Here is a 26910-nt window from a genome sequence, read left to right on the forward strand (position 1 = left end):
TCAGGCTCCGGCGGTGGCGGCAAGGGCAGCTTGGGGGTGGCACACGGCGGCGAGCACTTGTATCCAGGGCTGGGGTTCGGTGGTGAGGGTGTCTTGCACCCACTGACGGTAGTCGTCAAACACGCGGTTGATTTGCTGGCTGCGCTGCTCGAAGCGGCCGCGCTTGACGGTCTCTAGCTGCTTTTCGAGTTCAAGCGTGAGCTGCTGCACCTGGCGGCCTTGTAGGCGCTCCAGTTCGGCCAGGGTGCCTTGCAGGCGTTCGCTCAACTGGCTGGCGAAGGCGGCTTGCTTGGCGAGCATGTGGGCGTGCATTGTTTCAACCGCCATGGGCAAGGCTTGCTGCATGGCGGCGCAGGTGGCGTCCAGCCCTTCGGTGTGGCCCCGGTTCGGCAGGCCGTTGGCACGCAGCCCTGCGCGGGTGGCAAAGGCGTCGAACGATTCCAGTGCGAAAGGGCCGTTGCCGATGCGGTGCGCCACCTGCCACTCCACCAGCAGCGGTTGGCCTTTGCGGTTGGGCACCATGCTCATGAGGATGAAGGCTTGCTCTTGCGACTGCAGCTTGCCGCTTTGCAGCAGGGGCGCGCGATGGCGGCCAAAGTGGGTGAGCACGCGGTCACCAATCCAATCCATGATGGGGTGCTGGGGCCAGAGGTAGTGCAGCTGCGGCCAGGTGTCTTCGTCCGCGCGGGCCTGGCGGGCGGTTTCGATGGCGGCGGCCATGCGCTCGGGGCTGGCGCACAGTGAGTACAGGTCGTTGTCGGCCTGCACCTCGCGCGGCAGTTGCTTGAGGCGCTCTTGCAGGTCGCGCGGCGCGGTCAGGGCAATGATTTGCTCGGCGTCGTGCGCCGTCCACTGGCACAGGGTGTCGCCCTGGTTGAGCTGGGTGAGCGCGGTCTTGGTGTACTGATAGTCGCTGTCGAACAGGGACGTGGGCTCGTCAATCTGGCTGGTGCTGCTGACGGGCGCCGGGGCTTCGTCGCCACCGAACAGGCTGAGCAGGTAGTCGCCCTCGTTGTCGTCTTCTTCCGTGGCGGCGGTATCCAGCTTGGTTTCGACCTGCTCGGGGCTCATGCCCTGCGCCATGAAATCCGCGACTTTCTCCACCTCTTTGTCGGGGTCAAAAACGTTGAGGAAGGCCGAAGGGTCACCCAGGTTGAGAGCGGCTTGCTCGTCTTTGGCGGCCAGGATTTCGAGGATGCGCAGGTCGCCCTTGATTTTGTCGGTGGTGGCCTCGGTGAAGAGGTAAACGATTTGCGGCTGGTGCTTTTGGCCGTAGCGGTCCACCCGGCCATTGCGCTGCTGGAAGACCATGAGCGACCAAGGCAAGTCGAAGTGCACCAGGCGGTGGCAGAAGTAGTGCAGGTTCAGGCCTTCGCTGGCCACGTCGGAGCAAAGCAGCACGCGGATGGGGTCGTCCAGGCGGCCAAAGCGGTCCACCAGCTCTTGCTGTTCGGTATCGGCCATCTGGCCATGCAGCACGGCCAGCTGGTTGGGCTTCATCTTCAAGTCGGCGGCCAGCTGCTGTTGCAGCCAGCGCAGGGTTTCAATGCGCTCCGAGAAGATGACCAAGCGGTCTGCGGCGTCGTTGGTTTTCCAGGCGAATTCGGGCGAGCGCAGGTGGGCCAGCAGGCGCTGGTATTTGCTGAAGCTGGTGGCGGAGGCGTCTGTGGTCAACGCACGCAGGCTGTGGGCCAGTTCTTCCAGGCCACGCACTTCGGTGTGTTCCTCTTGCGTGGGGCTGGGCTTGTTGGATAGCAGCTCCATGCGCTTGAGCGTGGATTCAAGCGCTGCGGCCGGGCTGGAGAACAGGCCTTTCTGCAGGCTGATGCGCTGCAGCTCTTGCTGGCGCCCAGCCTTGTGCTGGCCACCTTGGGTGAAGGCCACGTCCAGCAATGCACGGTAGGCGGCTTCTTCCTGGGCGCTGGCGGGCTGGCGCAGGCAGATGGTCTGACGCTCCTGGAAGTCGGCCTGCACCTGGTCTTTGATGTCTTTCTTGAAGCGGCGGATGACCAAGCCCTTGCTGCGGAAGTCCTCGGGCGTGTAGTGGTCGGGGTCGGCAATGGCCGTGGGGTCCAGCAGGCTCATCAACGAGGCAAAGCTGCGCGCCGAGCCATCGTGGGGCGTGGCCGAGAGCAGCATGAGCGTGTCGGACCGGTTGGACAGCAGCCGCGCCAGCCGTGCGCGGCGTGACAGGCCCGACTCCCCTGCCCTGGCGGCCACGTTGTGACACTCGTCGATGACGATGATGTCCCACCAAGCGTTTTCGAGGTAGTTGCGGTACTCCAGATTGCTCTTGAGCGTGTCGATGGAGATGATGCTGCGGTCGAAATAGTTGAACGGGTTGTGATTGGCCGGAATGCGGTTGCGCACCCGCGCGAGCCCCACCGAATCCAGTCGCACCAGCGGGATGGAAAAGCGGCTCCACCACTCTTTCTGGAACTGGGTGAGCATGGCCTTCTGGGTGACGACCAAGATGCGCTTGCCGCGGCCGCGCTGTATCAGCTCGGTGGCCAGGATGCCGGCTTCGAGCGTTTTGCCCAGACCTACCGAGTCGGCAATCAGGATGCGGGAGCGGGGTTGCTTGAGCGCCTGCAGGGCCGGGTCGAGCTGGTAGGGCACCAGGTTCATCACGCCCCGATGGCCGAGGTGAATCTTGTCGTCGTTGGCTACGCTGCGCCGGCGCAGGCTCTCCAGGTACAACACGGTGGCGTTGTAGGTGGGGCTGGTGTCGGGCACCAGCTCCGTCTTGGCAGGGTCAAGCACCTCGATGGTGTCTTCCAGCTCGGTCAGAAAAAGCGCGGACTGCCCCCGAACAAGGTCCGAAACTCCATCACAGGTAAGGAGCCAGCCGCCATCAGCGGAAGGATCTATGCGGCGAATGAGCCATTCTTCGTCACGGATTACTGCTCGGGAGCCTGGGGCAAAGGGAAGCATGAAGGTGTCTTGTCTCGATGAGTGGGCGGCGACCCAGGCACACGGAAGACTCGCTTTCTCAAAGGTCCAGACCCGCAAAAAAACGTTTGCTTACTCCTCCGCTACGCTGTGTTTTAACAGAATACTTCGCACTTTCCGAGGAATGAATGGCGGGCTCTTGCGACGGGCGAAATATCAGGTTTTTTAAGGTTTTGAGCGGCTTGACTTCGCTGGCGCCCAGTGAAGCGCGGCAATGCCCTATCGATAGCGCTTCCTGGCAAGCGGGAATGCCCGAAGGCCTAGCTAAGCGATTTCGCTCTCGCGCAGCACCTGCCGCAATGTCCGGAGTTCCTTGCGCACCGCAGACACCGAACGCTCGTTCGCTGCATTACGCGCGGCCCTTTTTTTGCCCTCTACGCTGGCCGGTCCGGTTGACTGAATCCACGGCTTCCATCGTTGGATGGCTTCGCGTTGTCGCTCGCGCTGCTCGGGTGTCCAGTGTCTCGCTGCCATGGCCTGCTCCAGCTAATAGTTCGTTTGTCACGCTTGGAATTTTCTTGCGCGCCCGCGCGCGGGGAGCTACGTATGGTTCACCCTCAGAGGCAGAAGAATTGTTTACCTGCTGGGGACCCTGGGCAAAATTGGCTTGCTTAGCGATCACCATTGGCGGGTTCTTAGCCTGGATGAGGGTTTCCAAGGTGGCCCGGCACTGCCCCTGAGCCTTAAGCGCGAGTCGCAGGTAACGCTCGACGGTCTCTAGATTGCCTCCGATATGGCCGTTTGCCCTGCGCGCCAACTCCGTAAAAATGCTTTCTAAAGCGACCGCCTGTCCCAGCAACATGCTCTCAGCCTGCTGCAAATCGCCGTCATGGACAGCCTTGGTACGCTTCTTCAGGACGAGAACCGCCTCTGTCATGTCCAACTGCGGCAGCTGATGCAAGGCGAACTGTTGCGCGGTCATGGCATTGACAGTTACGCCATCGAGTGCGGCCTCCGCATACAGGCGTTGAGGCGTTTTCGCGCCGTCCAGATGCAAACCCAAGGTTTGCGCTGTGCGTTCAATTTCTACTGGGTCGTCAGAGATCATTTTCAGCTCCATGTCATTGATGAGGTGATGAACGAAGTCGCGCAGCAATACGCGCGGCGGGTCCGTATGTCTAAGGGAGTTCTTTGCGCAGTGCCGGACCTTTGACTGCCAGTGTCTGCATGAGCGTGTATGCGATTTGCGCGGTGGCTCGGCGGTGGATGAGGCCGAGAACCCGCATGCTCCTATTCATAGGGTGAGACCATTCGGTATCGACTTGCATAGCGACCTGACCCTTTAGAGACCAGCTGCAGCACTCCATCGGCAACAAAGGCGCGCAACATCGCGGCGGCGGTTGAGTGGTCGGAATGCCCCATCAAAGTTGCAGCGATGCGCGCACTCACGAAAAACGGTGCTTCGCCTGCATGGGCTTGAAGTGCACTGCAGATGTGCCACAGCATCGCATCGTGCGGCCCATAACCCATATCGCGGACATGAGTAGGCAGGGGCGCATGCAAGTCCACACCTGCCATGGCGGAAGCCAATGCTTCTCCGGGTGCATGACGTACTGCGTTCCAAGAACGCTCAAAGTCGTCCAGAGAGACCGTCAGAGCCTTTGTTCCAATGACCGCGTAGTGGGCTGCGTGCCACTGCCGCACCAGGCTTCGGCGTTCCTCCCGCGTGGCGTCTGGCCATCGTGCCTTAGCACGCCGCGCTAGCTCGAACAGGCAACGGTTGCGCTGGCCTTCACGCTGTGGGGTTGTGGCGTGGCACCCCACAGAAGACAACAGAAGATGACCGTCAGTTGGCTTCAGTAGCACCTCAGTTGTCTTCTGTGGGGTAAGGCTTGACCCTACATTGCGCAGCGCATCCGCAACAGCAGCAAAGCCAGGCATTTGCACCAGCGGGCCAATCTGCAGGACGTGGCCAGTACAGGTCAGATAGCGTCGCGCACTGTAGAGCTCCACATGCAGCCCATCCAGCTTGCCGCGCCGGCCGCCAATGTTGGGGCCGTAGCCCCATCCATGGAGACCAGTGCCGCTAGGACTTATTTCGATGTACTGACAGCCAATGCGGTTCAGCAAAACTAGAGCGGCGGCGTCGGGGCGGCCGTCGGTGACAACGTGGTCAAGGTCAATGCCCACCACGCCGTCGCCGTCGAGGACAAAACCCACACCGTCGCGCCCGCCCTCGATGTAAGCGGCCTCCGCCTGCTGGAAGCTGCCCCAGCTTGCCGGGTCGGCTACGGACGCCTTGCGACGTATTGCAGCCGGGTCGTACGGGCACTTGGCTTGGTGCGTGACCCACCGCGGTAGAGCCCGCAGCTCGCCAGGCATTGCCTCAAAAATCGGTTTTAGCACGGGGCTACTCAAACAGGTCCGATTGGCCGGGGTGAAAGAATTTCTGCACGCGGCGGCTCTTGTTGAGGGTCGTTGCGCAGCGGCGCGCCGCAACTGCCTTAATGCGCAGAGCGGAACGGGCTTCGCGCACCTTCTTGCACCAGGCGGCGGCACCCGCAGCAGCTGCTTGGGCGATAGCGAACTGAGGCAGGTGGTACGCGGCCACCGTTACCAAACGGCCATCTGCGCATGCCACGACGCGCGGTTCAGAAACGATGGGCCAGCCGTAAGCGGTTGCGAGGTAGTGGGCATGGGCAGCGGCGCGCATCGTAGAGCTGCAGACCAGCGTGTCCTCAGCAGTCAGCACCTCGCCAACGAGCAAACGGGCCAGCACCTCGGCGCAGGCACTCGCCAATTTTTTTGGATATCCACTGATAGCAGTGTTGTGTGCCGCCGGCGTTGCAGCGCCCAGCTTTGCGGTTCCGTGGGACAAACGCGTGCTCACGGCGCAACTCCCAGCATTGCGCGGATGTCAGCAGTCTTCCAGCCCAGACGACCATGAATGCGTATGGGGCGAATGGGATACTCATTCATCGCCCAGATCCGCAGGGTCTGTTGTGCGCGATTTAGGTAGTACGCCGCCTGAGGCGTCGGGACAGTAGGGCGGGTGACGCTTTCCAGCGGCGGATAGTGTGAGACTTTTGCGGCCATCGTTGGTACCCATTGGGGTTAGTTGCGATGACCTGATTTGCGGGCTGCGCCCCGGGGCGCAGTCAATATGCGCCCCCGCGCAATTTGCTAGAAGCCTTAATTCATGCGGGTTTCCGAGCAGTCTCCTTGCTAACACTGCGCTCCTTGCGCGGCGTAACTTTCTTCAAACCCGCGTCGAAGAGCGCTTGGTCAACTGTGCGGCGGGAAACACTGAACTGCTTCGCCAAGCTCGACACTGATGTCCCCTTCCCGTACTTGTAAAGCTTCGCCAATTCTGCTTTTTGTTCAACAGTTAGTGCAGCGCGCGTGCCCTGTCCCACTGAGTGCATGTTTGAGCTGTCAGCGGCTTGGGTTTTCGCAGGACCTGCGTCAGGGCCCAATAACGCGCTCACCATTGCGGTGCGCCAACCGCGCCATTTGGAATCAAGCTCACGCTTTGCATCCTCTGCCTGCGTTTTCACGCCAGCAACTGAAGCGGCCGCACGGGCACGTCTTGCTCCTGCCTCGTTCTGAGAGATTCCTCCGGCGAACACACCTTCACTGGCGTTGGCCTGACCGTTGGCCTCCTCGTACCGTTCCAGCAATGCATGGACCTGAATCTTTTTGTCATGGTCAAAGAAACCAACACGCTCCATAGCCTGGGCAGTTAGGAAGTAGGCGCTTCGCACGGCTGAGCGCACATCGCGCAGGCGCGGACTAGTTGGCAATCTCGGAGAATCTTCGACCCGGCCACCTATCGAGCACTCAAGCGCCTCAGGAATCATTGCGCCTGCGCCATCTAGCATGAAGGCCGCAAGCTCCGCCGCCGTAAAGGGGATAGGCAACATCGGGGCAGTCATCGGGTTGGGCGCCCCTGGCCAATTCATGTCATAGACAGGAGTCCAATCAAAGAGCTCACCCGGCGGGCACACCGCTCGGTATGTTTCGGATTGGTAAACCCCGTCGTGACGAACTATGTAAGGTACCGATTCCCACTCAGGAAAGGCCAGCTCAAGCAGCGCCTTCGCGACGGCTGCGTCATACGTCGTCAGTTCCTGCATTACATCCTCTCGGGTGCATTCTTGTCAGAAAAACTGCCCGGATACCGCTGTGAGGTTTGGCTTCGCCGTTCATTGCGCGGGGCAGATCGGGCTAAACGGGCAGGAGAGCTTGAGGCGAATTCCCGGACTACGCCGCCGTAAGCGCGGCACATGTACCGCTGCGCAGCGACGACAATCGTTTTCGCAATCTATTTCGACAAGCGACTAAAACCGACGACCTCGGTGTGGAGCTCCGTTGACAGAATAACGCCATTCTCTGTGCTCAATGCGGTTGACCCGCAACCATTTTCAACTTGACGTGCTCAAGCTGGGGCACATAATTCACTCCGGCTAACCTCAAAAACTCGGCCTCAATAATGCTCATGTAGGGCCGCAGTTCATCCAGAGCTAAGATAGCGTAGCCCTCTGCAACCGCACTGGGTTTGTGCCCCGATATCTGAGCAGGTACGCCAGCTGGAACGATTCGCCGCGCGACTTGTGTAAACGTGCGCCGCAGGCCATGGAATGTCAGGTGCGCCACTCCGCATTCCGCAAGCACCTTTGCCATGCTTCCACGAGCGTCCTGAATATGACCTGCCTTACCGGTACCGTGGAATACGTATTCGCCAGAGCGCGCCAAGCTAGCCAGCATTTGGGCCATGTAAGGGGCGAGGGGAATAGTCCTGGCGTGTTCCACCTTGTCAGCGATGGTGATGGTGCACCAACGCCAATCAATGTCGCGCCAGCGAAGAGCGGCGAGTTCTTCTCGGCGAGCACCAGTCAGCACGAGCGCCCGCAAATAGGCGGAATGCACATGGTTCTGCAGCCGTTCTACAGCAGACCACCAGCCTGAAATCTGCTCGGGCATTAGTTTGTCTAAACGTCGCGCGTTCGGAGGCAAGCTCTCCAGTATGGCCGGCGCCCTGCCCGCCTCCCTGTCGGCTAGCTCTCGATATTCCGGCCGAGCACTACACCATCGCAGGAAGCCCCGGAACATCATGAGTGCGCGTGTCGCTTGATGCCTGCCTGCAAGAGCTTCTTTGTCAAACCAAACCTTCAGCGTGTCCTCGTCAATACTCACCAATGGCATTGCCAGCAATGGGAACAACGGACCCGGGCGGGTCAACCCCGCGCCCCGCTTCTTCCTCTCACCGCCCGCCGATGCCATAACCCGTAAGTCGTTGAGATAACGCGGCTTCCAAGCGTCCTTACGCTTGGGCCGGCCGGTCTGCAAGTACAGCGGCCACAGTTCGCCGACGGTTAGCGTTTTGCGTACTGCCTCCACGGCCTGCACAACCCGTTCTTGTTCTTGTGCTTTTGCGGCCGCAAGGGCGGCACGCTTGAGCGTGCGCGGGTCGATGCCTTCATCAATCAAGCGCTGCAATTCACGTGCTTTTGCCTGAGCCAGTGGAATGCTCCAAGCGTCAGGCCCTCCGATAGTCACTCGCACATCCTTGCCTTGATACACCCCCTGAAAGATGTAGGCGGGCTTGCCAGCCGGTGTAGCTCGTAGCCCCAACCCTGGAACTGTCGAATCCCACAGGAACGACTGTTTCTTGTCAGGCAGGCACCTGAACCCGCGCACCCTTCCTGCCGTGAATGCAATCTTAGCCATGTCACCCCCTGCTGTCTCAGCCTTACATCGGCCAAGATGTAAGGGCGGATGTAAGACAATTTATGAAATAGAGCCGTGTATAAATCAACAGTGCCAGCAACCAAAAATGCGATAAGCTATTGATTTTGTTGATTATACCTACAGTCATCAACATACCAAAACAGTGACACCTACTCATTCGTAATGAGAAGGTCGGGTGTTCGATTCATCTCTCCGGCACCAAACGAAAGCCCCTGATTCGCAAGAGTCAGGGGCTTTTTGCCTGCGCTTGCTGCGCAAATCCTTGTCGCACTACATCGTGGCGTAAACGTTGTGACACCGGTCAGCAACGCCACCGACAAGACCAGGCAGGGCTCGCAATCATCCTGCGCCCAGCCAAGGTCAGGGCTTGGGATCCCTCTGCCCCTGTTGCGCGAATGCGAGGTCCGGCAGCGACAACGTGGCCTCAGCCACCTCCAGCAGGCGGCGGTTCTGGTCCATCGAGGTTTTTTGCAACACCCTGAAGGCGACCTCCTCGTTCATGCCAAGTCGGGCCATCAACACTCCTTTTGCGCGCTCTATGACCTTGCGCTCGTTGAGCGTGCGGCGCGCAGCATCCAGCTCCGCTTCCATGCTGGCCATACGGGCCGTCTGGGTCTGCAGCAGCTCCATGAGAGATGCGGGTTCCCCCGCTTGGGCGCCACCCGGAGGTGCTGGCACTACAGTGGGCGCCAGTGCCATGTCAAAAAACCGATCCACGGCATGCGTACGCTGCGGCGGGTTGTCGCGCAGTCCGCGCAGCAGGCCTTTGGAGTCCTGAAGGTCTTGCTGAGCTTCGAGGATGCGCGCCTCGCAGTCCGCCCGCAAGCGTTTGACCAAATCGACCTGGAGGTGCCACAGCGCATTGATGCGCTCGGAACAAACATCGAACCAGATGTCACTGAGATCGCCGTCCAGCGCAGCGTCTGGCCGAGCCACACACAGCGTTCGGCGCAAGCGCTCCAACTTGGCCACACCGGGAGATAGCTGTTGTTGCTCCCATCGCACGCGCAGTTCTGGCTCGGCGAACTCGGCGAAGACACGCAGGCTACGCTCCTGCGCATCGATGAGGTGAATCACACGCTGCTGGTGCGCTTCGTTGCTGCGGCCGGAGGCATACAGCAAGGCTCCCAAAGCCCGCTCCTGGCCCGCCTCCTCCTCCGCTTGCACGAGGTGCAGCAACGCCACCAGCAGGCGAGACACGCTGGGCAAACCCGCCGCATCGGCTACATGGAAGACCAACTCGATCAGCCCTGCAATGAGGTGGCTGTATGCGGCGACAGAATCGTTGGCACTCATTGCCTGGCGTTCGATCTGGGTGCGCAGCGCTGGCAACGACTCCATCCCGAGCAGCGCCCATGCCATCAGCGACAGCGCCTTGGCAGTGGCGCCCTGTGCAGGCTCGATGTGCTGAGCAAACACTTCACGCAGCCGGGCCTCCAAGGGGCCCACCTCTTCGACCACCCGCAGGCGCATGTCGGCAAAACGCTGTGCCTTGGAGGCCAGGAAGGCCCCTGAAGCGCCCCGCTCGCGCTGCAGGCCCTGGATCAGTTGCCCGATCACATCCACCAGTTCAGCCCGACTGGCCAGATGGCGCACAGCATCAATCTCCAGTTGCTTGGAACGCAGGACAAGGTTCGATACGGACAAGGGCGCCGCGAGGTCGGGCATGCAGGTTTCCTGGGTTGTTTAGGGCGCAGCCGGAGTGCCGCGACGTGGATGCGATTGTCTCAGGCTGCCGGCGCGCCGGCCACGCTGACACGACCACGTACGGCACGTACGCTGTAGGTGCGAACCGAATGCTCCGGCATTTCCAGGCATTCGCCCGTCTGCAGGTCAAAGTGGTTCTTGTACAGCGGTGAAGCCACCACCACGCGGCCGCTCAGGCTGCCGATCAGCCCGCGCGACAGCACGCTGGCGCCCGACTTGGGATCCACGTTGTCAATGGCGAAGAACTGGTCGCTGCCAGTGCGAAAAACCGCCACGTGGAGATCGGCGACCAAGGCGCAGACGCCGGTGTTGGGGAGGATGTCATCCACCGCACAGATGTCGGTCCAGTCGAGGGAATCGGTGCTGTTCATGGGGAGTGCACTCATGGTCTATTCCTTTCAGGCCGCCTGGCGGATGGGGATCACTCTGGCCGACACAGGGCCACGCTCATCGGCGCGCGCCGGGCGGATCTGGCCGCGCTCTTCGACGAAGAGCACGTTCTCATCGGCCTGGTCGCTGTTCACGAACGAGCGGAAGCGCTTGCGCGTCTCGGGGTCGGTCACGGCCGCCTTCCACTCGCACTGGTAGGTGTTCACCACGTGCTGCATCTGCGATTCAAGCTCGGCGCACAGGCCCAGGCTGTCTTTTTGCAGCACGTCCTTGAGGTAGTCGAGGCCCCCTTCGAGGTTTTCGCGCCAGGTGCTGGTGCGCTGCAGCCGGTCTGCCGTGCGCACATAGAACATCAGCACCCGGTCGATCATGCGCACCAGGTCTTCCTTCGTCAGGTCCGATGCAAACAGTTCGGCATGGCGCGGCTTCATGCCGCCGTTGCCACAGATGTAGAGATTCCAGCCCTTTTCAGTGGCAATGACGCCAATGTCCTTGCCCTGCGCCTCGGCGCATTCGCGCGTGCAGCCCGACACGCCGAACTTGATCTTGTGCGGGGCACGCAGGCCCTTGTAACGGTTCTCCAGTTCCACGGCCAAGCCCACGCTGTCCTGCACTCCGTAGCGGCACCACGTGGAGCCCACACAGCTCTTCACGGTGCGCAGCGACTTGCCGTAGGCGTGGCCGGATTCAAAACCGGCGGCGATCAGCTCTTCCCAAATCAACGGCAACTGCTCCACCCGCGCACCAAACATGTCCACGCGCGCACCGCCCGTGACCTTGGTGTACAGCCCATATTTCTTGGCCACCTGGCCCACGGCGATCAGGCCGTCGGGTGTGACTTCGCCACCGGGCATGCGTGGCACCACCGAGTAGGTGCCGTCCTTCTGGATATTGCCCAGGAAGTAGTCGTTGCTGTCCTGCAGGCCGGCCAGCTCCTTCTTGAGCACAAATTCGTTCCAGCACGAGGCGAACACACTGGCCGCCACGGGCTTGCAGATATCGCAGCCCATGCCTTTGCCATGCTTTGCCAGCAGGGCCTCGAAGCTCTTGATCTGGCCCACACGCACCAGGTGGTAGATCTCCTGGCGCGAGTAAGCGAAGTGCTCGCAGATGTGGTTGTTCACGGCCATGCCACGGCGCGCCATTTCCGCCTTCATGACCTGGGTGACCAGGGGCACGCAGCCGCCGCAGGTGGCACCAGCCTTGGTGCAGGCCTTCATCTCGGCAATGGTGCACGCCCCATTGCCCACGGCCTCGCAGATGCCACCCTTGGTGACGTTATTGCACGAGCAGATCTGTGCCGTATCAGGCAACGCCTCTACACCCAGTCCGGGCTTGGCCTTGCCTTCGCTGGACGGAAAAATCAGGAACTCGGGGTCATCGGGGAGCGTGATGCCGTTCAGAGCCATCTGCAGCAACGTGCCGTATTCGGAGGCATCGCCGATCAGCACGGCGCCCAGCAGCTGCTTGCCATCCTCGCTGATGACGATCTTTTTGTAGACCTGGCGACGCTCGTCCACGTACTGGCAGGTGCGGCTGTGCGGCGTTTTCCCATGCGCGTCGCCAATGCTGGCTACGTCCACGCCCATGAGCTTGAGCTTGGTGCTCATGTCCGCACCGACGAAAGCCGCGTCGGTCTCACCCGCGATGTGGCGGGCGGCCACACGCGCCATGTCGTAGCCGGGCGCGACCAAGCCGAAGGTCTGCTCGTTCCACGAGGCGCATTCGCCGATGGCGTAGACATCGTGGTCGCTGGTACGGCAGGCGCTGTCGATGGCCACACCGCCGCGCGGGCCAATGGCCAGAAGGCTTTGGCGCGCCAGCTCGTCACGTGGGCGGATGCCAGCGGAGAACACGATCATGTCGGTCTCCAGCCAGATGCCGTCAGCAAACACCATGCGATGGCGTGCGCGGGCGCCATCGGTGATCTCCTGCGTATTGCGGCCGGTGTGCACCTGCACGCCCAGTTCTTCGATCTTGGCGCGCAGCACGCGGCCACCGCCCTCATCCACCTGAACAGCCATGAGCCTGGGAGCGAACTCGACCACATGGGTTTCGAGGCCCATGTCGCGCAGCGCCTTGGCGCATTCCAGGCCCAGCAGCCCCCCGCCCACGACCACGCCGGTCTTCGATTTGGCACCCGAGGCCTGCATGGCCTCCAGGTCTTCGATGGTGCGGTAGACAAAGCAGTGATCGCGGTCGCGTCCGGGCACCTGGGGCACGAAGGGATTGGAGCCGGTGGCCAACACCAGCTTGTCGTAGGTGAGCACTTCGCCATCCGCCGTGGTCACGGTGCGGATGCGACGGTCCACCGATGCAGCGCGCGCGGCCAGGCGCAACGTGAAGCCGGTGCGCTCGAAGAAGCCGGGTTCGACCAGCGAAAGTTCATCGGCCGAGGTGCCACTGAAGAAGGCCGAAAGATGCACCCGGTCGTAGGCAGGGCGCGGCTCCTCGCACAGCACGGTGACCTCGACACCAGTCATGCCGGTTTCGGCCAGACTTTCGAGGAACTTGTGGCCGACCATGCCGTGGCCAATGAGAACGATTTTCATGCTTGCTCATCCTGCAAGAACCCGGGGAACCGTTTCGAGGGGTGCAGGATGTGCCATGCCAGCGGCACAGCACACCCTCCGCGGAACCACGGGCGTGGGTTGGAACTACCAAGCGGGCGACTGCAAAAAAAGCCGCAACTCACTCGGGTGTTCCGCCATCATTAGCGGAGGGTATCGATCAGTCCGCAGGCAGCTTCACCAGCAGACACGGAAGGGGATCGCAATATTCATGCCGCACCATCCGAGGCCATGCCAAGCCCCTGTGGGCGGACCAGGTAGGGCTGACCGGATCGTTCTCTGGAGTACCGCTCTGTGGCGGAATGCATCAATGCAGTGCAGCACCTCACCAAATCAGGGCAATCACCCATACCGATGGCGAGCTGCAAGGACTGGAGCCGCCCGGCTTTGGCAAAGGCTTGGGCGGTGGACACCTTGGAATCTTCCGATTCACCAAGGCATCTGCAGTGTCACCCTTGCAACCCACCTTGCCTTGCGGTCATCTTTTCATTTCCAAACAAAGCGAGCTCCGGCAGACTGGCACGGCAGGACGGAGGCGACTGACAACCACCGAGCATCACGTTCATGAAGCACCGACAGCCCCAGCCCCCATCAATACACATGACCCCACCAGCATGAGCACCAGTATGAACACCGACCGGAGAGTCAACACCGACAGACGCAACGGGCAGGACCGCCGACAAACAGAAAAAGGCCCTCCCAGCAACTACGAACGCAGGCGTGCCGTGGAGGCACGGCGACCGGAATTGACGGAGCTGCATCTGGACGAAGAAGAACTCAAAGCGCTGGGATTTGTAAAAACCACATCCACGCCACAAAGCCCGACTTGATATCTGCGGTGCCCCACAAGCGTCTGAAGCCGGTTGCCCAAACCCACAGCGATACACCGTTGCCCCGCTTCAGGTCCGCCACTCAGCAGCGTCCTGTTTCAATCTCCGTGGAGCGCAAGCAGACGGTGCGCCACCATATCCAATGCAGGCCGGGTGTTGCCCTGCTTGTCCGTCCAGACTCTCGGTGTGATACTGCCCGAAAGCGCGAGTGAATCCCCATCGCGCAGGTGATGAATGGCAGCGCAAACACCCGCCTCAAACGCAATCACATTCACAAAAAGCAACTCGCCATCCGCCGTGTTTGCACGCACCTTGGCCACAGTGAAAGGCTTTCCAGCCTTGTCGGTACGCTGCTCGGAATCACCGTAAAGCCTTCCGGCCACGAGTCCATCGATCATGAAAGTCCTCCGCCCCGGCGGGCCATCACCTGTTTTCGATCAGCACACAGCGCGCTCCCTGGCGGCCAGCCCGCACAACAAGCCCTAAGAGTGCAGCGGTCAGGAGGCATGGCACAAATCATTCAGGGATACCTCTGAGCGCCCTCTCAAGCAAAAAAGCCCAGAACCTTTCGGTTCTGGGCTTTTGCTATCAATGGTCGGCGTGGCGGGATTCGAACTCGCGACCCCTTGCACCCCATGCAAGTGCGCTACCAGGCTGCGCTACACGCCGACAAGACTTAGATTATATGCACAAAAAACCTCAGTTCAGAGAAAGCAGCGCACGAATCTCAAATAATTCTTTGCGCACCGCATTGGAGTCCAGGGTGAACCCCATCGCCTCGATGGAAAGGTCACGCGCGCTATCCACCAGCATGCTGGGCACCTGGGAATCAAGGCCATCACCATTCAATGCAGCATCGGTTCCGGAATCATCGCGGGCCGGATGCGCAAGCTCCTGCAGACGATTGCGTGCACCGCTGATCGTGAACCCCTGGTCGTACAGCAGATCGCGGATGCGGCGGATCATCAACACCTCATGGTGCTGGTAGTAGCGCCGATTGCCGCGCCGCTTCATGGGACGCAACTGCGTGAACTCCTGCTCCCAATAACGCAAAACATGGGGCTTGACGCCACACAACTCCGCGACCTCACCAATCGTGAAGTAGCGCTTGGCAGGGATGGAAGGAAGCGGGGTGCCCATGGGTTGTGGATTCAAACCGAACAGCCGACTAGCGTACTGCAGACGCGCACAGACCGCCAGCCATCGGCAACATTCTGGTCACAAAAAGCGCACAAATTCACGAGGCAGCGGCCGTCTGGATCTGCTCCTTGAGCTTGCTGCTGGCATGAAACGTCACGACCCGGCGCGCTTTGATCGGAATGGCCTCGCCCGTGCGCGGATTACGACCAGGTCGTGGAGCCTTGGTCCGAATCTGAAAGTTGCCGAAGCCCGACAACTTGACATCCTTGCCCTCCACAAGGCTCTGGGAGATCAGGTCAAAGAACGCATCGATCATGTCCTTGGACTCGCGCTTGTTCAGGCCGATTTGGTCGAACAGCAGATCGGCCAGCTGCGCCTTGGTCAGCGCTGGGGTCTCCAGGCTTTCGACTGCGAATTCGATCATGATTTATCACTCCCTTTGGACATCGTCACATCCGCAGCCGTGCGCCCGCACGCTGCGCCAGCTGTGCGACCACGGCTTGCACCGCCGCCTCGATCTCGGCCTCTGTGAGCGTGGCCTCGTCACGCCCCAGAGTGAGACGCACAGCCAGGCTCTTCTCGCCGGGAGCCAGGCCACCTGCAGGGGTCTCTTCACCGGCACGCAGTGCCTTGGGCCGGTACACGTCAAACAGCACGGCAGACCGCAGCATGCCATCGGGAACGGCCTGCTCCACCGCACCCATGATGTCGGCGTGCGTCACGCGCTCGGCCACCACTACGGCCAGATCACGCTCAACAGCCTGATGCTTGGCCACTGGCTTGAACTGGGGCACTACGCGTTGCAGCAAGGCGTCGAGCTCCAGCTCGAACATCACAGGCGCCTGTGGCAAATCCCACGACTGGCGCCACTGAGGGTGCAACTCGCCCACAAAACCTATGGCACGCCCATTCACCAGCACGCGCGCACACCGGCCGGGGTGCATGGCAGGATGGGTCGCAGGTTCAAACATGGCCTCCACAGGCGCCAGGAGCGCCTCCACATCGCCCTTCACGTCAAAGAAGTCGATAGCCTGCTCTTTGCGGCCCCATTGCAAGGTGTCGTTCGGGCCATACGCCAGGCCTGACACTCGCATAGGCTGATGAAAGCCCTCCACGGTGGTGTCCGTGTTGCGCACACTCGCGTCGCGCAGGAACACGCGGCCCAGTTCGAATATCCGCACACGCTGTGCTTTGCGGTCCAGGTTGAACTTCAAAACTTGTAGCAGAGAACCCAGCAAGGTAGAGCGCATCACGCTCATCTGGCTTGCAATGGGGTTCAGCAGCTTGATGGGTTGTGTGTTGGCGGCCAGTTCGTGCTCCCAACGCTCTTCCACAAAACTGAAGTTGATCGTCTCCTGGTACCCCAGGCCTGCCAATGAACGGCGCACCGCAAACGGGCTGCGCGTGGCCTCGGCCGGCAACTTGGGCGTAATGGGCGCCAGCGGTGGGGTGGTGGGGAGGTTGTTGTAACCCACCATGCGCGCCACTTCTTCGATCAGGTCTTCCTCGATCGTGATGTCGAACCGGAACGACGGTGGCGTGACGGTGAGCGTACCCTCGCCCTGCACCACGGGCAGCCCCAGACGCTGCAATGCATCAGTGCATTGCGCCTGGGTGAGGGGCATACCGATGACCTTGGCCGCACGTGCGACACGCAGTGCGACCGGCCGGGGTACCGGCAGATTCACCGCCTGATCATCCATGGGGCCACATACCGTGTCAGGCGTACCGCAGATATCAATCACAAGCTGTGTGATGCGCTCGATGTGCTCCACTGTCAGGCTCGGGTCCACACCCCGCTCAAAGCGATGGCCTGCGTCGGTCGAGAAGTTGAAGCGGCGCGAGCGCCCTGCCACCGCCTTGGGCCACCAGAAGGCGGCCTCGATGTAAATGTGCTGGGTATCGTCGGAAACTGCCGTGGCGTCACCGCCCATGATGCCGGCCAGCGACTCGACTTGGCTGTCGTCGGCGATCACACCCACCTTGTCGTCCACGGTGATCGTGTTGCCGTTGAGCAGCTTGAGCTGTTCACCGGCCTTGCCCCAGCGCACATCCAGGCCGCCGTGGATCTTGTCCAGATCAAAAATGTGAGATGGGCGCCCCAGCTCAAACATCACATAGTTGGAGATATCCACCAACGGCGACACACCACGCTGGCCGCAACGGGCCAGGCGATCCAGCATCCATTGGGGCGTGGCAGCCCGCGTGTTCACGTTGCGCACGATGCGGCCGGAAAAGCGGCCGCACAGGTCAGGAGCACTCACCTTGACCGGCAAGCGGTCGGCAAGCTTGGTAGCAACGGAGGGGAACGAGGGTTGCTGCAGCGGCACCCCGGTCAGTGCGGACACTTCGCGCGCAATCCCATAGACGCTGAGGCAATGCGCCAGGTTGGGCGTGAGCTTGAGGGTGAACAGCGTGTCATCCAAGTTCAAGTGTTCACGGATGTCCTGGCCCACCGGCGCAGAAGCATCGAGTTCGAGCAAACCGCCATGGTCCTCGGACAGCTTGAGTTCGCGCGCCGAGCACAACATGCCCTGGCTTTCCACACCGCGCAGCTTGCCCACCTTGATGAGGAACGGCTTGCCGTCATCACCCGGGGGCAGTTCGGCCCCCACCAGCGCACAAGGCACCTTGATGCCCACACGGGCGTTGGGAGCACCACACACGATATTCAGCAAGGCCCCCTGCCCCACGTCCACTTGGCACACGCGCAAGCGGTCGGCGTCCGGGTGCTGAACGGCTTCCTTGATTTCGCCGACCACAATTTTCGTGAAAGGCGGCGCCACGGGCCGCAATTCTTCAACTTCCAGACCCGCCATGGTCAGCGTGTCGGCCAGTTCTTGGGTGGTCAGCGGTGGGTTGCAAAATTCGCGCAACCAGGACTCAGGGAATTGCATAGTGAAGAGATTCTTTGGCGTTTGCTCTGAAAAAAATAGCTGCTTGCGCTTGTCTGTTCTTTATTTCAATGTCAAAAGGCGATGAAACCCATTGAAATCATGCGCTAGCAGCTCACTTTTTTGCTTTATTGGAACTGCGACAGGAAACGAATGTCGCCGTCGAAGAACAGGCGCAGGTCGTTCACGCCATAGCGCAACATGGTCAGGCGGTCCGGTCCCATGCCAAAGGCAAAGCCGATGTACTTTTCGGGGTCGAGGCCCATGTTGCGCACCACGTTGGGGTGCACCTGGCCCGAGCCTGCCACCTCCAGCCAACGGCCGGCCAATGGGCCCGTCTGGAACTGGATGTCGATCTCGGCGCTGGGCTCCGTGAAGGGGAAGAAGCTGGGACGGAAGCGCAGCACGAGGTCGTCACTCTCGAAGAACGTGCGGCAAAAATCCGTGAAGATGACCTTCAGATCCTTGAAACTCACGTTTTCGCCAACCCACAGGCCTTCGCACTGGTGGAACATGGGCGAGTGCGTGGCGTCACTGTCCACCCGGTAGGTGCGGCCCGGCGCAATGACGCGGATCTCGGGCATCGCTTGGCCGGCATCCAGCGCGGCACGGTGCTTTTTGACATGCTGCACCGCGTGGCGGATCTGCATGGGGCTGGTGTGCGTGCGCAGCAGGTTGGGGGCAGTGGCAGTGCCGCCCTCGACATAAAACGTGTCATGCATGGACCGCGCAGGGTGGTCTTCCGGCGTATTCAATGCGGTGAAGTTGAACCAGTCGGTTTCGATCTCGGGGCCTTCGGCGACGTCAAAACCCATGGAGCCAAAGATGCCCTGGATGCGTTCAAGCGTGAGGGACACCGGGTGAAGACCACCCTGCCCGCGCTGGCGGCCTGGCAGGCTCACATCCAATGCCTCGGCCTTGAGCTGAAGCTGCAATTCTGCGTCGGCCAGCGCCTGGCGCCGTGCGGTCAGTGCGGCTTCAATGGCTTGCTTGGCCACATTGATGGCTGCGCCACGGGATTTTTTTTCCTCGACGGACAGCTGCGCCATGCCCTTCATCAGCTCGGTCACGCGGCCCGACTTGCCCAGAAACTGCGCCTTGGCGTTTTCCAGATCAGCGGGGGTGGCGCTTTGGGCAAACAGTTGCGTCGCGCTCTCGACCAGGGAATCCAACTCGTTCATACGACTCTTTATCGCTCGTGAAAAATAAACAAGGGCTAGCGCCTTTTCAAGCTCTAGCCCTTGCTGTTATTGCGCAAGCAGCTATCAGAACGATAGCCGCTCATCGTGATCTCAAGCAGCCAGCTTGGCCTTGACTTGGTTCACGATGCTGCCAAAGGCAGCCTTGTCGTGCACGGCGAGGTCGGCCAGCATCTTGCGGTCGATCTCGATGGATGCCTTCTTCAGGCCGTTGGCAAACTGGCTGTAGGTCAGGCCCAGTTCACGGGCAGCGGCGTTGATACGGGCGATCCACAACTGGCGGAACACGCGCTTCTTGGTGCGGCGGTCACGGTAGGCATATTGCCCAGCCTTCATTACCGCCTGTTTGGCGATACGGTAGACATTACCGCGGCGACCACGGAAGCCCTTGGCAAGGGCGAGAACTTTCTTGTGACGGGCACGGGCCGTTACACCACGTTTGACGCGAGGCATGTATGTACTCCTTGTTCGTCGTTATTAAAGGCCAGCACTGGGCAGCATTTGTGCGATCGAGCCCATGTTGGTCTCATGCACAGCAACTGCACCACGCAGGTGGCGCTTGTTCTTGGTGGTCTTCTTGGTCAAGATGTGACGTTTGAAGGCTTGACCGCGCTTGACGGTGCCACCGGGACGAACGCGGAAACGTTTTTTCGCGCTGCTCTTGGTCTTCATTTTGGGCATGTGAATGCTCCTTTTGTTTGTGCTCGTGAGGCGTTTGCAAACCGATCTGCAAACTTGTTGGCCCCGAGCCACTTTTATCGAAGGGTTCGCACCCTTCGCTCAGCAGTGCCGAAACACTGCCTTTTTGAACCCTGCCCCGATGACGGAGCAGCATTCAAAATCTCATACCAACCCGCACAACTTCAGGCTGCGGTGCCCGTTGCCGGAGCAACCTCTGCTGCTGGCTTGGCACCAGCAGGCTTTTTCTTGCCCGGGGCAATCATCATGATCATCTGGCGGCCTTCCAACTTGGGAAACTGCTCGATGATGATGCTGTCTGCCAATTCGTCACGAATCCGGTTCAGCAAAGCCAAGCCCAGTTCCTGGTGCGTGATTTCGCGCCCCCGGAATCGCAGCGTGATCTTGCATTTGTCGCCATCCGCCAGAAAACGGCGGATGTTGCGCATCTTGATGTTGTAGTCGCCATCGTCCGTGCCCGGACGGAACTTGACTTCCTTGATCTCAATGACCGTTTGCTTGGCTTTGGCTTCCGCCGCACGCTTTTGCTCTTGGTACTTGAACTTGCCGTAGTCCATGAGGCGGCACACTGGAGGGTTCGCCGTAGCGGCGATTTCCACCAGATCCACATCCAACTCGCCCGCCATGCGCAGGGCTTCCATCAGACTGACAACCCCCAAAGGCTCGTTATCAGGACCCGAAAGACGGACCTCCGGAGCCATGATTTCACGGTTCAGGCGGTGCTTGCGCTCTTCACGGTGGCGACGATCACGAAATTCAGTAGCGATGGCTATCTTCCTTCAATCAAAATACTACAAACTTTGTAGCTACAACCGTACACATGGCAGGCGCCGAAGCATGTTTTCACTAAAAATCAGGCTTTGGTGGCAATGTCTTGGGCGATCAGCTCAGCGAACGCTTCAACAGACATCACGCCGAGGTCACGATTGCCCCGGCCGCGCACTGCGACGGCTCCTGCGGCCTTTTCCTTGTCGCCCGCGACAAGGATGTACGGCAGCTTTTGCAACGAATGCTCGCGTATTTTATACGTAATCTTTTCGTTGCGCAGATCGACCGCCACCCTAAGGTCTTGATTCGGAAGTGCTTTTTGCAGTTTTGCGGCAATTTCGCGACAGTAATCGGCCTGTGCGTCGGTGATGTTGAGCACCGCAACCTGCACCGGAGCGAGCCAGACCGGGAACGCCCCGGCATAGTGTTCGATCAGCATGCCAATGAACCGTTCCATGCTGCCCACGGTTGCACGGTGCAGCATCAGTGGGCGCTTGCGGCTGCCGTCTTCGGCCACGTATTCGGCGTCCAGACGCTCGGGAAGGTTGGGGTCGATCTGCATCGTGCCGCACTGCCATTGACGGCCCAGCGCGTCCTTGAGCGTGTACTCGATCTTCGGACCATAGAACGCACCTTCGCCTTCGGCAATCTCGAACTCGCAACCCGAATGGCGCAGGCCATCCATCAGCGCCTTCTCCGCGCGGTCCCACGACTCGTCCGTGCCAATGCGTGCCTCGGGCCGTGTGGCCACCTTGTAGATGATGTCGGTAAAGCCAAAGTCCTTGTAGACCTTCTGCACCAGCGCCGTGTAGTTGGCGCACTCTTCCAGCACCTGCTCTTCCGTACAGAAAATGTGCCCGTCATCCTGCGTGAAGCCGCGCACGCGCATGATGCCGTGCAGGCCGCCCGTAGGCTCATTGCGGTGGCAGGCACCGAACTCGCCGTAGCGCAATGGCAGGTCGCGGTAGCTCTTGATCCCCTGCTTGTAGATCAGGATGTGGCCGGGGCAGTTCATCGGCTTGAGCGCGTACTCGCGCTTTTCCGACTCGGTCGTGAACATGTTGTCGCGGTACTTGTCCCAGTGGCCCGTTTTCTCCCACAGGCTCTTGTCCAGGATCTGCGGACCCTTCACCTCCTGGTAGCCGTTGTTGCGATAGACGCGGCGCATGTACTGTTCCACCTCCTGCCACAAAGCCCAGCCCTTGGGGTGCCAGAACACGGTGCCGGGCGAATGCTCATCCATGTGGAACAGGTCCAATTCACGACCCAGCTTGCGGTGGTCGCGCTTTTCGGCCTCTTCCAGCATGGTGAGGTACTGCTGCAGTTCTTCTTTGGAAGTCCAGGCCGTGCCATAAATACGCTGCAGCATCTCGTTGCGGTGGTCGCCACGCCAGTAGGCGCCCGCTACCTTCATGAGCTTGAAGAACTTCAGCTTGCCCGTGCTGGGCACGTGGGGGCCACGGCATAGGTCTTCGAAATTGCCTTCGCGGTACAGGCTCACGTCTTCATTGCTGGGGATGCTCGCAATGATCTCAGCCTTGTAGTGCTCGCCCAGGCTCTTGAAATAGGCCACGGCCTCGTCGCGCGGCAGAACGCGGCGTACCACGGGCTCGTCCTTGGCGGCGAGTTCGGCCATGCACTTTTCGATGGCCACCAGGTCCTCAGGCGTGAAGGGGCGCTTGTACGCAAAGTCGTAGAAGAAACCGTTCTCGATCACCGGGCCGATGGTCACCTGGGCTTCCGGGAACAGCTCCTTGACGGCATAGGCCAGCAAGTGGGCTGTGGAGTGGCGAATGACCTCCAGGCCATCGGCATCCTTGGCCGTGATGATGGACAGTGGGCTGTCGGCCGTGATCTGGTAACTGGTGTCCACCACCTTGCCGTCAATCTTGCCGGCCAGAGCCGCCTTGGCCAGACCGGTGCCGATAGAGGCCGCCACTTCGGCCACCGTGACAGGACCCGGGAATTGGCGCTGCGAGCCATCAGGAAGCGTGATGTGAATCATGGGAGTAACTCTTTCTTTTCAATCAGTGCAATGGATGCGGGCACGCGCCAGGCCCAGAAACAAAAAAGCGCGGAACGGGTCCGCGCTTTCTGGATGAGGAGTGCAATCTCGTGCAGGCGCGAACAGCCAGCCTTAACGGCCAGTCAACATCTCCGATGTAGTTCGCGGTGTCATAACCAGATTGCCTTTCTCGCTCTTGTAAGTGGAATTTTTGGCATTTTACCCCCGCCCCGGGATCGATTGCCCAGACAACGCGCTTGCGCACATCATCAAAGACGTTTCGCTTACACAACTGGAGCACCCATGAACACGCCCGCCCCATGAGCAAAACTGTGCGATGATTTTTGGCGGTAGTCAATCTGGCAACTACAGTCGGTGCGTCGAAATGTGAGAAAGTCCTGCACTCGGGCGTCACCAAGCCAGGCGTCCCGGTAACACGGGCGTCAAGCAACAGCACCCCGCTAGCACCGATTGCGCAGCCACACCCCAAGGCAGCACTTCGGTACACCCCCCCACACTGGCTCGTAGCTGATCTTCGGCCAGGATCGGCTTTATGAGAATGTTTATGCACCCTGAGATTTCCGTTGTCATCCCTGTCTATTGTGAAGAAGCCGGCATCCGCTTCACCTTGCGGGAGGTCGAGAAATTTCTGGCTGTGTCAGCCTCCACCTGGGAAATCGTGGTGGTGGATGATGGGTCCAAAGACAACACATGGAATGAAATTACCGCCATCTCTCAAACCATGGCCCGGTTGCGGGGTCTGCGCCTGAGTCGCAATTTTGGCAAGGAAGCGGCGGTGTCGGCGGGCCTGGAGGCGGCGCGAGGCAAGGCGGTGATCATCATGGACGGCGACATGCAGCACCCTCCTTCCCTGCTCCCGACCATGATCGAAACTTGGCGCACTGGCGAGTTCGACATCGTGGAAGCGGTCAAAACCAGCCGGGGCGACGAATCCAGCCTCTCTGCTGCACGGGCAAAACTGTTTTATCTCATTTTGCGGGCGTTCTCCGGCCACGACTTGAACGGCGCGTCCGACTACAAACTGCTTGATCAACGGGTCATCGAGGCGTATCGCACGATGAAAGAACGCAACGTCTTCTTTCGCGGCATGATCAGCTGGATGGGGTTCCGGTCTACGCAGATCCCCTTCGAGGTGGAGCCCCGCATCGCTGGAGATTCGGGATGGTCTGTCTTTGGCCTGATTCGCCTTGCGGCCGTTGCCGTCACAAGTTTCAGCACTTTTCCACTGCACCTGATCACAATCTTTGGTGTGCTCTTCTTCGCATTTTCCGTCATGCTGGGGATGCACACGGTGTACATGAAGTTGTCGGGAGCGGCGATCAACGGCTTTACCACCGTCATCTTGCTGCTACTGATCATCGGCAGCTCACTGATGATTGGCCTCGGAATCATCGGGGAGTATCTCGCGCGCATCTATGACGAGGTCAAACAACGACCCCGCTACATCGTCTCCCAGAAGCTGCCTCTGAACCAACCCGACAACCCCGCCAGCCCTTGATCCGGCAACGCAGGCCGCACGCCTGAGCGCTCCATGTCGCACTGACCCTTCTTTCTCCACCACGCGGGGGTCACGGCACCGCTATTTCACATTCACCATTGCCCTCATGCCCTCCTTTTCCAAACTGCTTCGCTATGGCGTTGTGGGTGTTATCGGTGCCGTAGTGCACATGTCCACCCTGTTCCTGCTGGTGGAGCTTGGCTTAACAGGGCCGGTCGTTGCCACCACCACAGGGTTTGTATTTGCACTGCTGATCTCCTACGGAATGAACAGGATCTGGACCTTTGGATACGTTGGCAGCTACTGGGCTTCGCTGATCAGGTACTGCATCGTGTCGCTGATCGGCCTGGGGCTGAACATCCTCATCATCAAGCTGTTCACGGATTTTCTGGGCCTGTGGTACGGCTGGGGGGCGTTTGTAGCTGTGGGCGCCGTGGCACTGAACAATTTCCTTCTCAACAACGCCTGGACCTTCACGCACAAGACCTCGGACATGCCCTAAACAAGCTCTGGCAACGGCCCATCACACCCCGCGCAACAGGGGTCTTGGGCTCTCTTGCCCTTCGAGGAACAGGGCGCAGCCCCCAGCAACAAGACGATCAAAAAGGTAGACATGCAGACAGCCGCTTTGATGACCCGCCAGCGAACATCAAGCTACTGGATAGCGCTGATCTTTGTCGCCATCCTGGGGGCCATACAGGTCTACTTCTTTGACATTACATTCCACGGCCCTGACCAGATCCGCGACGTGGAAATAGCACGCAGACTGATCCATCACCAGGAATGGCCGCTCAACGGTCCTCCGCTGTTCGGGGAACGTTTCAACCTGCCGCCAGGTTTTTACTACCTGCTCGCCCTGCCCCTTCTGGTCAGGGACACCGAGGCTGCGATCTTCATCACATTCGGCGCTCTGTTTGCGCTGTCGGTCTGGTATCTGCTCCGCGTCATCCACGCACGGTTGGGTTCCAGATGTGCACTTGCCTATGCAGTGCTGGCATTCCCCGTCTTTGCGTCTTTCTACACCCACAGCGCCTGGAATCCTGCTCTGGTGATGACATTGAGCAATGTGGTCCTGGGGTTGTTCATCAGCCTTGCGCAACAGCACCGTCACGATGGGCTGTTGCTTCCGCTTGCGGCATTCCTGCTTGTACAAATCCACCCCTCTGCAGCGCCATTGTTGCTGGGCCTGGGAATCTACGCACTGCTGAACTACCAGGTTCTCCTGAACCGTAGAACGCTGGCTTCCCTGCTCCTCATTGCAGGGCTGACAGCCGTGTGGGGAAGTCAATCAGGGGCCGTCTCGAAGCTGTTGTCGCCCGCGCCTGCGTCGGCCGCCACAGCCTCCGGCCATGGCTGGCTCAGCAATCTGTTGGACATGGACAAATGGCGTGACGTTTTCCTGATGCCCTACAGCGCCATTGAGAGTATCCAGCCGGCCATCAGTGGACTGGGCGCACTGACGGCCTTTCACCTGACTCTGATGCTGGGAGGGGTGGTGCTGGGCATCGTCTTTGCAGCAAAAGAGCGGACCCTCCGCTGGATATTGCTCACCACGGTGCTGTGGTTCATCGTTTCCATGGCTTTTCTAAGCCAGGGAGCTTTTTGGCACCTGGACGTGGTGCACCCGTGGCTTGCAGTATTGGCGGCCCATGGTTTGGCGCGCGCCAGCGAAAAAGCGTCACTTTCGACCGGGCACTTCAATGCCCTAGCCGCAACATCCTTGGTCCTCGTTGTAGTCGCCCATCTGAACCTTTACCTTCAGTTCGAGAAAAGGGGCAAATACGATCTCCTGCTCGCATCGCTGTTTTTCCCCAAACTGGAACCCCTGGAATACAAGATTCCGGGGTACACATTCAAGTACCTGCATGCGATGCGCGACGGCCTGTCGAGCCGAGGGATTTGCCAGGACCAAGTCATCGGCCTGGACCCCATGGTGATGGGCAACGCCGTCAACCGGACGCTCGACGCGCCTTGCCCCTCTCCGGCTACGACGGGGCAGGTTTCGCAGACCCTTTATTTCATCGCCAACGATCAGGATGCACTCCGGTTCGACTTCACCAAAGGCTTGCAGGCCATGACCACAGTGGGCGCCAGCGCGATTTATGCAGTCCGCAACACTGGTGCGCTGGTCAATGGCAAGGCAGAAAACAATGTCCTGTCCAACAAAAAGATGGACTACATGACCTTCCTGCCAGCACGACTCGCAGAAGGCCTGACCCTCACCCTCCCGCCTGCGCCAGAAACCATCGTGCGTGTTGCCTTGCGGTGCGGCAGGGACTACCCCATCGAACAACAGACCCATTGGAAGGTCCAGGGCGCCGAGTACAAAAAACCCCTGACCACCGCGCACGCCCGGTACCTTGGTTCCAACTACTACGATCTGGAGTGGACACTGACCATGCCCGCAAGCCAAGTCTACGGCGCCACCATTTCGTCGACGCTGGGCCCACTGGACTGCGACGTTTCGGCAATTACCCGTCCCATCACTGCGCACTGAGGGGGCGAACTCCCCGGAAAGACCACGCAAAGCCCATGTGCGCGTACCG

At 60.2% G+C, this 26910-nt stretch carries 22 protein-coding genes and 1 tRNA gene; 4 read left to right on the forward strand and 19 right to left on the reverse strand.

The window, feature by feature from the left end; all coding sequences use genetic code 11:
• The 9 genes from ACT89O_RS15380 to nirB form a co-directional block, all read right to left on the reverse strand.
• The gene (locus ACT89O_RS15380) at window positions 1-2934 is read right to left on the reverse strand and encodes a DEAD/DEAH box helicase (RefSeq protein WP_487260500.1); all 2934 of its coding nucleotides are present in this window, start codon (window positions 2932-2934) and stop codon (window positions 1-3) included.
• 367 nt (window positions 2935-3301) lie between these two features.
• The gene (locus ACT89O_RS15385; protein ID WP_487260501.1) at window positions 3302-4048 is read right to left on the reverse strand and encodes a hypothetical protein; all 747 of its coding nucleotides are present in this window, start codon (window positions 4046-4048) and stop codon (window positions 3302-3304) included.
• Window positions 4049-4182: 134 nt separating this feature from the next.
• Window positions 4183-5298 (reverse strand): hypothetical protein, encoded by a 1116-nt coding sequence (locus tag ACT89O_RS15390; protein ID WP_487260502.1) that lies wholly within the window; start codon window positions 5296-5298, stop codon window positions 4183-4185.
• Between the two features lie 4 nt (window positions 5299-5302).
• Window positions 5303-5692 carry a helix-turn-helix domain-containing protein gene (locus ACT89O_RS15395; protein WP_487260503.1) on the reverse strand — a complete coding sequence of 130 codons (390 nt, stop codon included), beginning with the start codon at window positions 5690-5692 and terminating at the stop codon, window positions 5303-5305.
• A 397-nt stretch (window positions 5693-6089) separates the two neighbouring features.
• Window positions 6090-7028, reverse strand: coding sequence for a hypothetical protein (locus ACT89O_RS15400; RefSeq protein ID WP_487260504.1), 939 nt, complete (start codon window positions 7026-7028; stop codon window positions 6090-6092).
• A 262-nt stretch (window positions 7029-7290) separates the two neighbouring features.
• Window positions 7291-8622 (reverse strand): tyrosine-type recombinase/integrase, encoded by a 1332-nt coding sequence (locus ACT89O_RS15405; protein ID WP_487260505.1) that lies wholly within the window; start codon window positions 8620-8622, stop codon window positions 7291-7293.
• A 381-nt stretch (window positions 8623-9003) separates the two neighbouring features.
• Entirely contained in the window at window positions 9004-10311 is a 1308-nt protein-coding gene (locus ACT89O_RS15410) for a nitrate- and nitrite sensing domain-containing protein (protein WP_487260506.1), read from the reverse strand.
• A gap of 59 nt (window positions 10312-10370) precedes the next feature.
• Window positions 10371-10736, reverse strand: coding sequence for a nitrite reductase small subunit NirD (gene nirD, locus ACT89O_RS15415; protein WP_228897937.1), 366 nt, complete (start codon window positions 10734-10736; stop codon window positions 10371-10373).
• 12 nt (window positions 10737-10748) lie between these two features.
• Window positions 10749-13292: a nitrite reductase large subunit NirB gene (gene nirB, locus ACT89O_RS15420; RefSeq protein ID WP_487260507.1), complete on the reverse strand. Its 2544-nt coding sequence runs from the start codon at window positions 13290-13292 to the stop codon at window positions 10749-10751.
• A gap of 644 nt (window positions 13293-13936) precedes the next feature.
• Here nirB and ACT89O_RS15425 point away from each other — a divergent pair.
• On the forward strand, window positions 13937-14140 hold the full coding sequence (locus ACT89O_RS15425; protein WP_487260508.1) for a hypothetical protein: 204 nt from the start codon (window positions 13937-13939) through the stop codon (window positions 14138-14140).
• A 98-nt stretch (window positions 14141-14238) separates the two neighbouring features.
• Here ACT89O_RS15425 and ACT89O_RS15430 read toward each other — a convergent pair whose 3' ends face one another.
• The 10 genes from ACT89O_RS15430 to thrS form a co-directional block, all read right to left on the reverse strand.
• The gene (locus ACT89O_RS15430; protein ID WP_055402674.1) at window positions 14239-14538 is read right to left on the reverse strand and encodes a single-stranded DNA-binding protein; all 300 of its coding nucleotides are present in this window, start codon (window positions 14536-14538) and stop codon (window positions 14239-14241) included.
• A gap of 194 nt (window positions 14539-14732) precedes the next feature.
• Window positions 14733-14809 (reverse strand) — tRNA-Pro (locus ACT89O_RS15435).
• 30 nt (window positions 14810-14839) lie between these two features.
• Window positions 14840-15280, reverse strand: coding sequence for a MerR family transcriptional regulator (locus ACT89O_RS15440; RefSeq protein ID WP_487260509.1), 441 nt, complete (start codon window positions 15278-15280; stop codon window positions 14840-14842).
• Window positions 15281-15377: 97 nt separating this feature from the next.
• Complete coding sequence (locus tag ACT89O_RS15445; protein ID WP_035198379.1) at window positions 15378-15704, reverse strand: integration host factor subunit alpha; 327 nt, start codon at window positions 15702-15704, stop codon at window positions 15378-15380.
• 25 nt (window positions 15705-15729) lie between these two features.
• A complete protein-coding gene (pheT, locus tag ACT89O_RS15450; RefSeq protein ID WP_487260510.1) occupies window positions 15730-18177 on the reverse strand; it encodes a phenylalanine--tRNA ligase subunit beta in 2448 nt (815 codons plus the stop codon).
• Window positions 18178-18302: 125 nt separating this feature from the next.
• The gene (pheS, locus tag ACT89O_RS15455) at window positions 18303-19355 is read right to left on the reverse strand and encodes a phenylalanine--tRNA ligase subunit alpha (RefSeq protein WP_228897934.1); all 1053 of its coding nucleotides are present in this window, start codon (window positions 19353-19355) and stop codon (window positions 18303-18305) included.
• Between the two features lie 111 nt (window positions 19356-19466).
• A complete protein-coding gene (rplT, locus tag ACT89O_RS15460; RefSeq protein ID WP_121420463.1) occupies window positions 19467-19826 on the reverse strand; it encodes a 50S ribosomal protein L20 in 360 nt (119 codons plus the stop codon).
• Window positions 19827-19850: 24 nt separating this feature from the next.
• Window positions 19851-20054: a 50S ribosomal protein L35 gene (gene rpmI / locus ACT89O_RS15465; protein ID WP_055402683.1), complete on the reverse strand. Its 204-nt coding sequence runs from the start codon at window positions 20052-20054 to the stop codon at window positions 19851-19853.
• 182 nt (window positions 20055-20236) lie between these two features.
• On the reverse strand, window positions 20237-20845 hold the full coding sequence (gene infC, locus ACT89O_RS15470; protein WP_082437675.1) for a translation initiation factor IF-3: 609 nt from the start codon (window positions 20843-20845) through the stop codon (window positions 20237-20239).
• 80 nt (window positions 20846-20925) lie between these two features.
• The gene (gene thrS / locus ACT89O_RS15475) at window positions 20926-22845 is read right to left on the reverse strand and encodes a threonine--tRNA ligase (RefSeq protein WP_487260511.1); all 1920 of its coding nucleotides are present in this window, start codon (window positions 22843-22845) and stop codon (window positions 20926-20928) included.
• Between the two features lie 565 nt (window positions 22846-23410).
• Here thrS and ACT89O_RS15480 point away from each other — a divergent pair.
• From ACT89O_RS15480 to ACT89O_RS15490, 3 genes are all read left to right on the forward strand, one after another.
• Complete coding sequence (locus ACT89O_RS15480; RefSeq protein WP_228897930.1) at window positions 23411-24364, forward strand: glycosyltransferase family 2 protein; 954 nt, start codon at window positions 23411-23413, stop codon at window positions 24362-24364.
• 106 nt (window positions 24365-24470) lie between these two features.
• Window positions 24471-24866 (forward strand): GtrA family protein, encoded by a 396-nt coding sequence (locus ACT89O_RS15485; protein ID WP_055402691.1) that lies wholly within the window; start codon window positions 24471-24473, stop codon window positions 24864-24866.
• Window positions 24867-24920: 54 nt separating this feature from the next.
• A complete protein-coding gene (locus ACT89O_RS15490; protein WP_487260512.1) occupies window positions 24921-26861 on the forward strand; it encodes a hypothetical protein in 1941 nt (646 codons plus the stop codon).
• Window positions 26862-26910: the final 49 nt, after the last annotated feature.

This window comes from Acidovorax sp. NN32 (assembly GCF_057597245.1).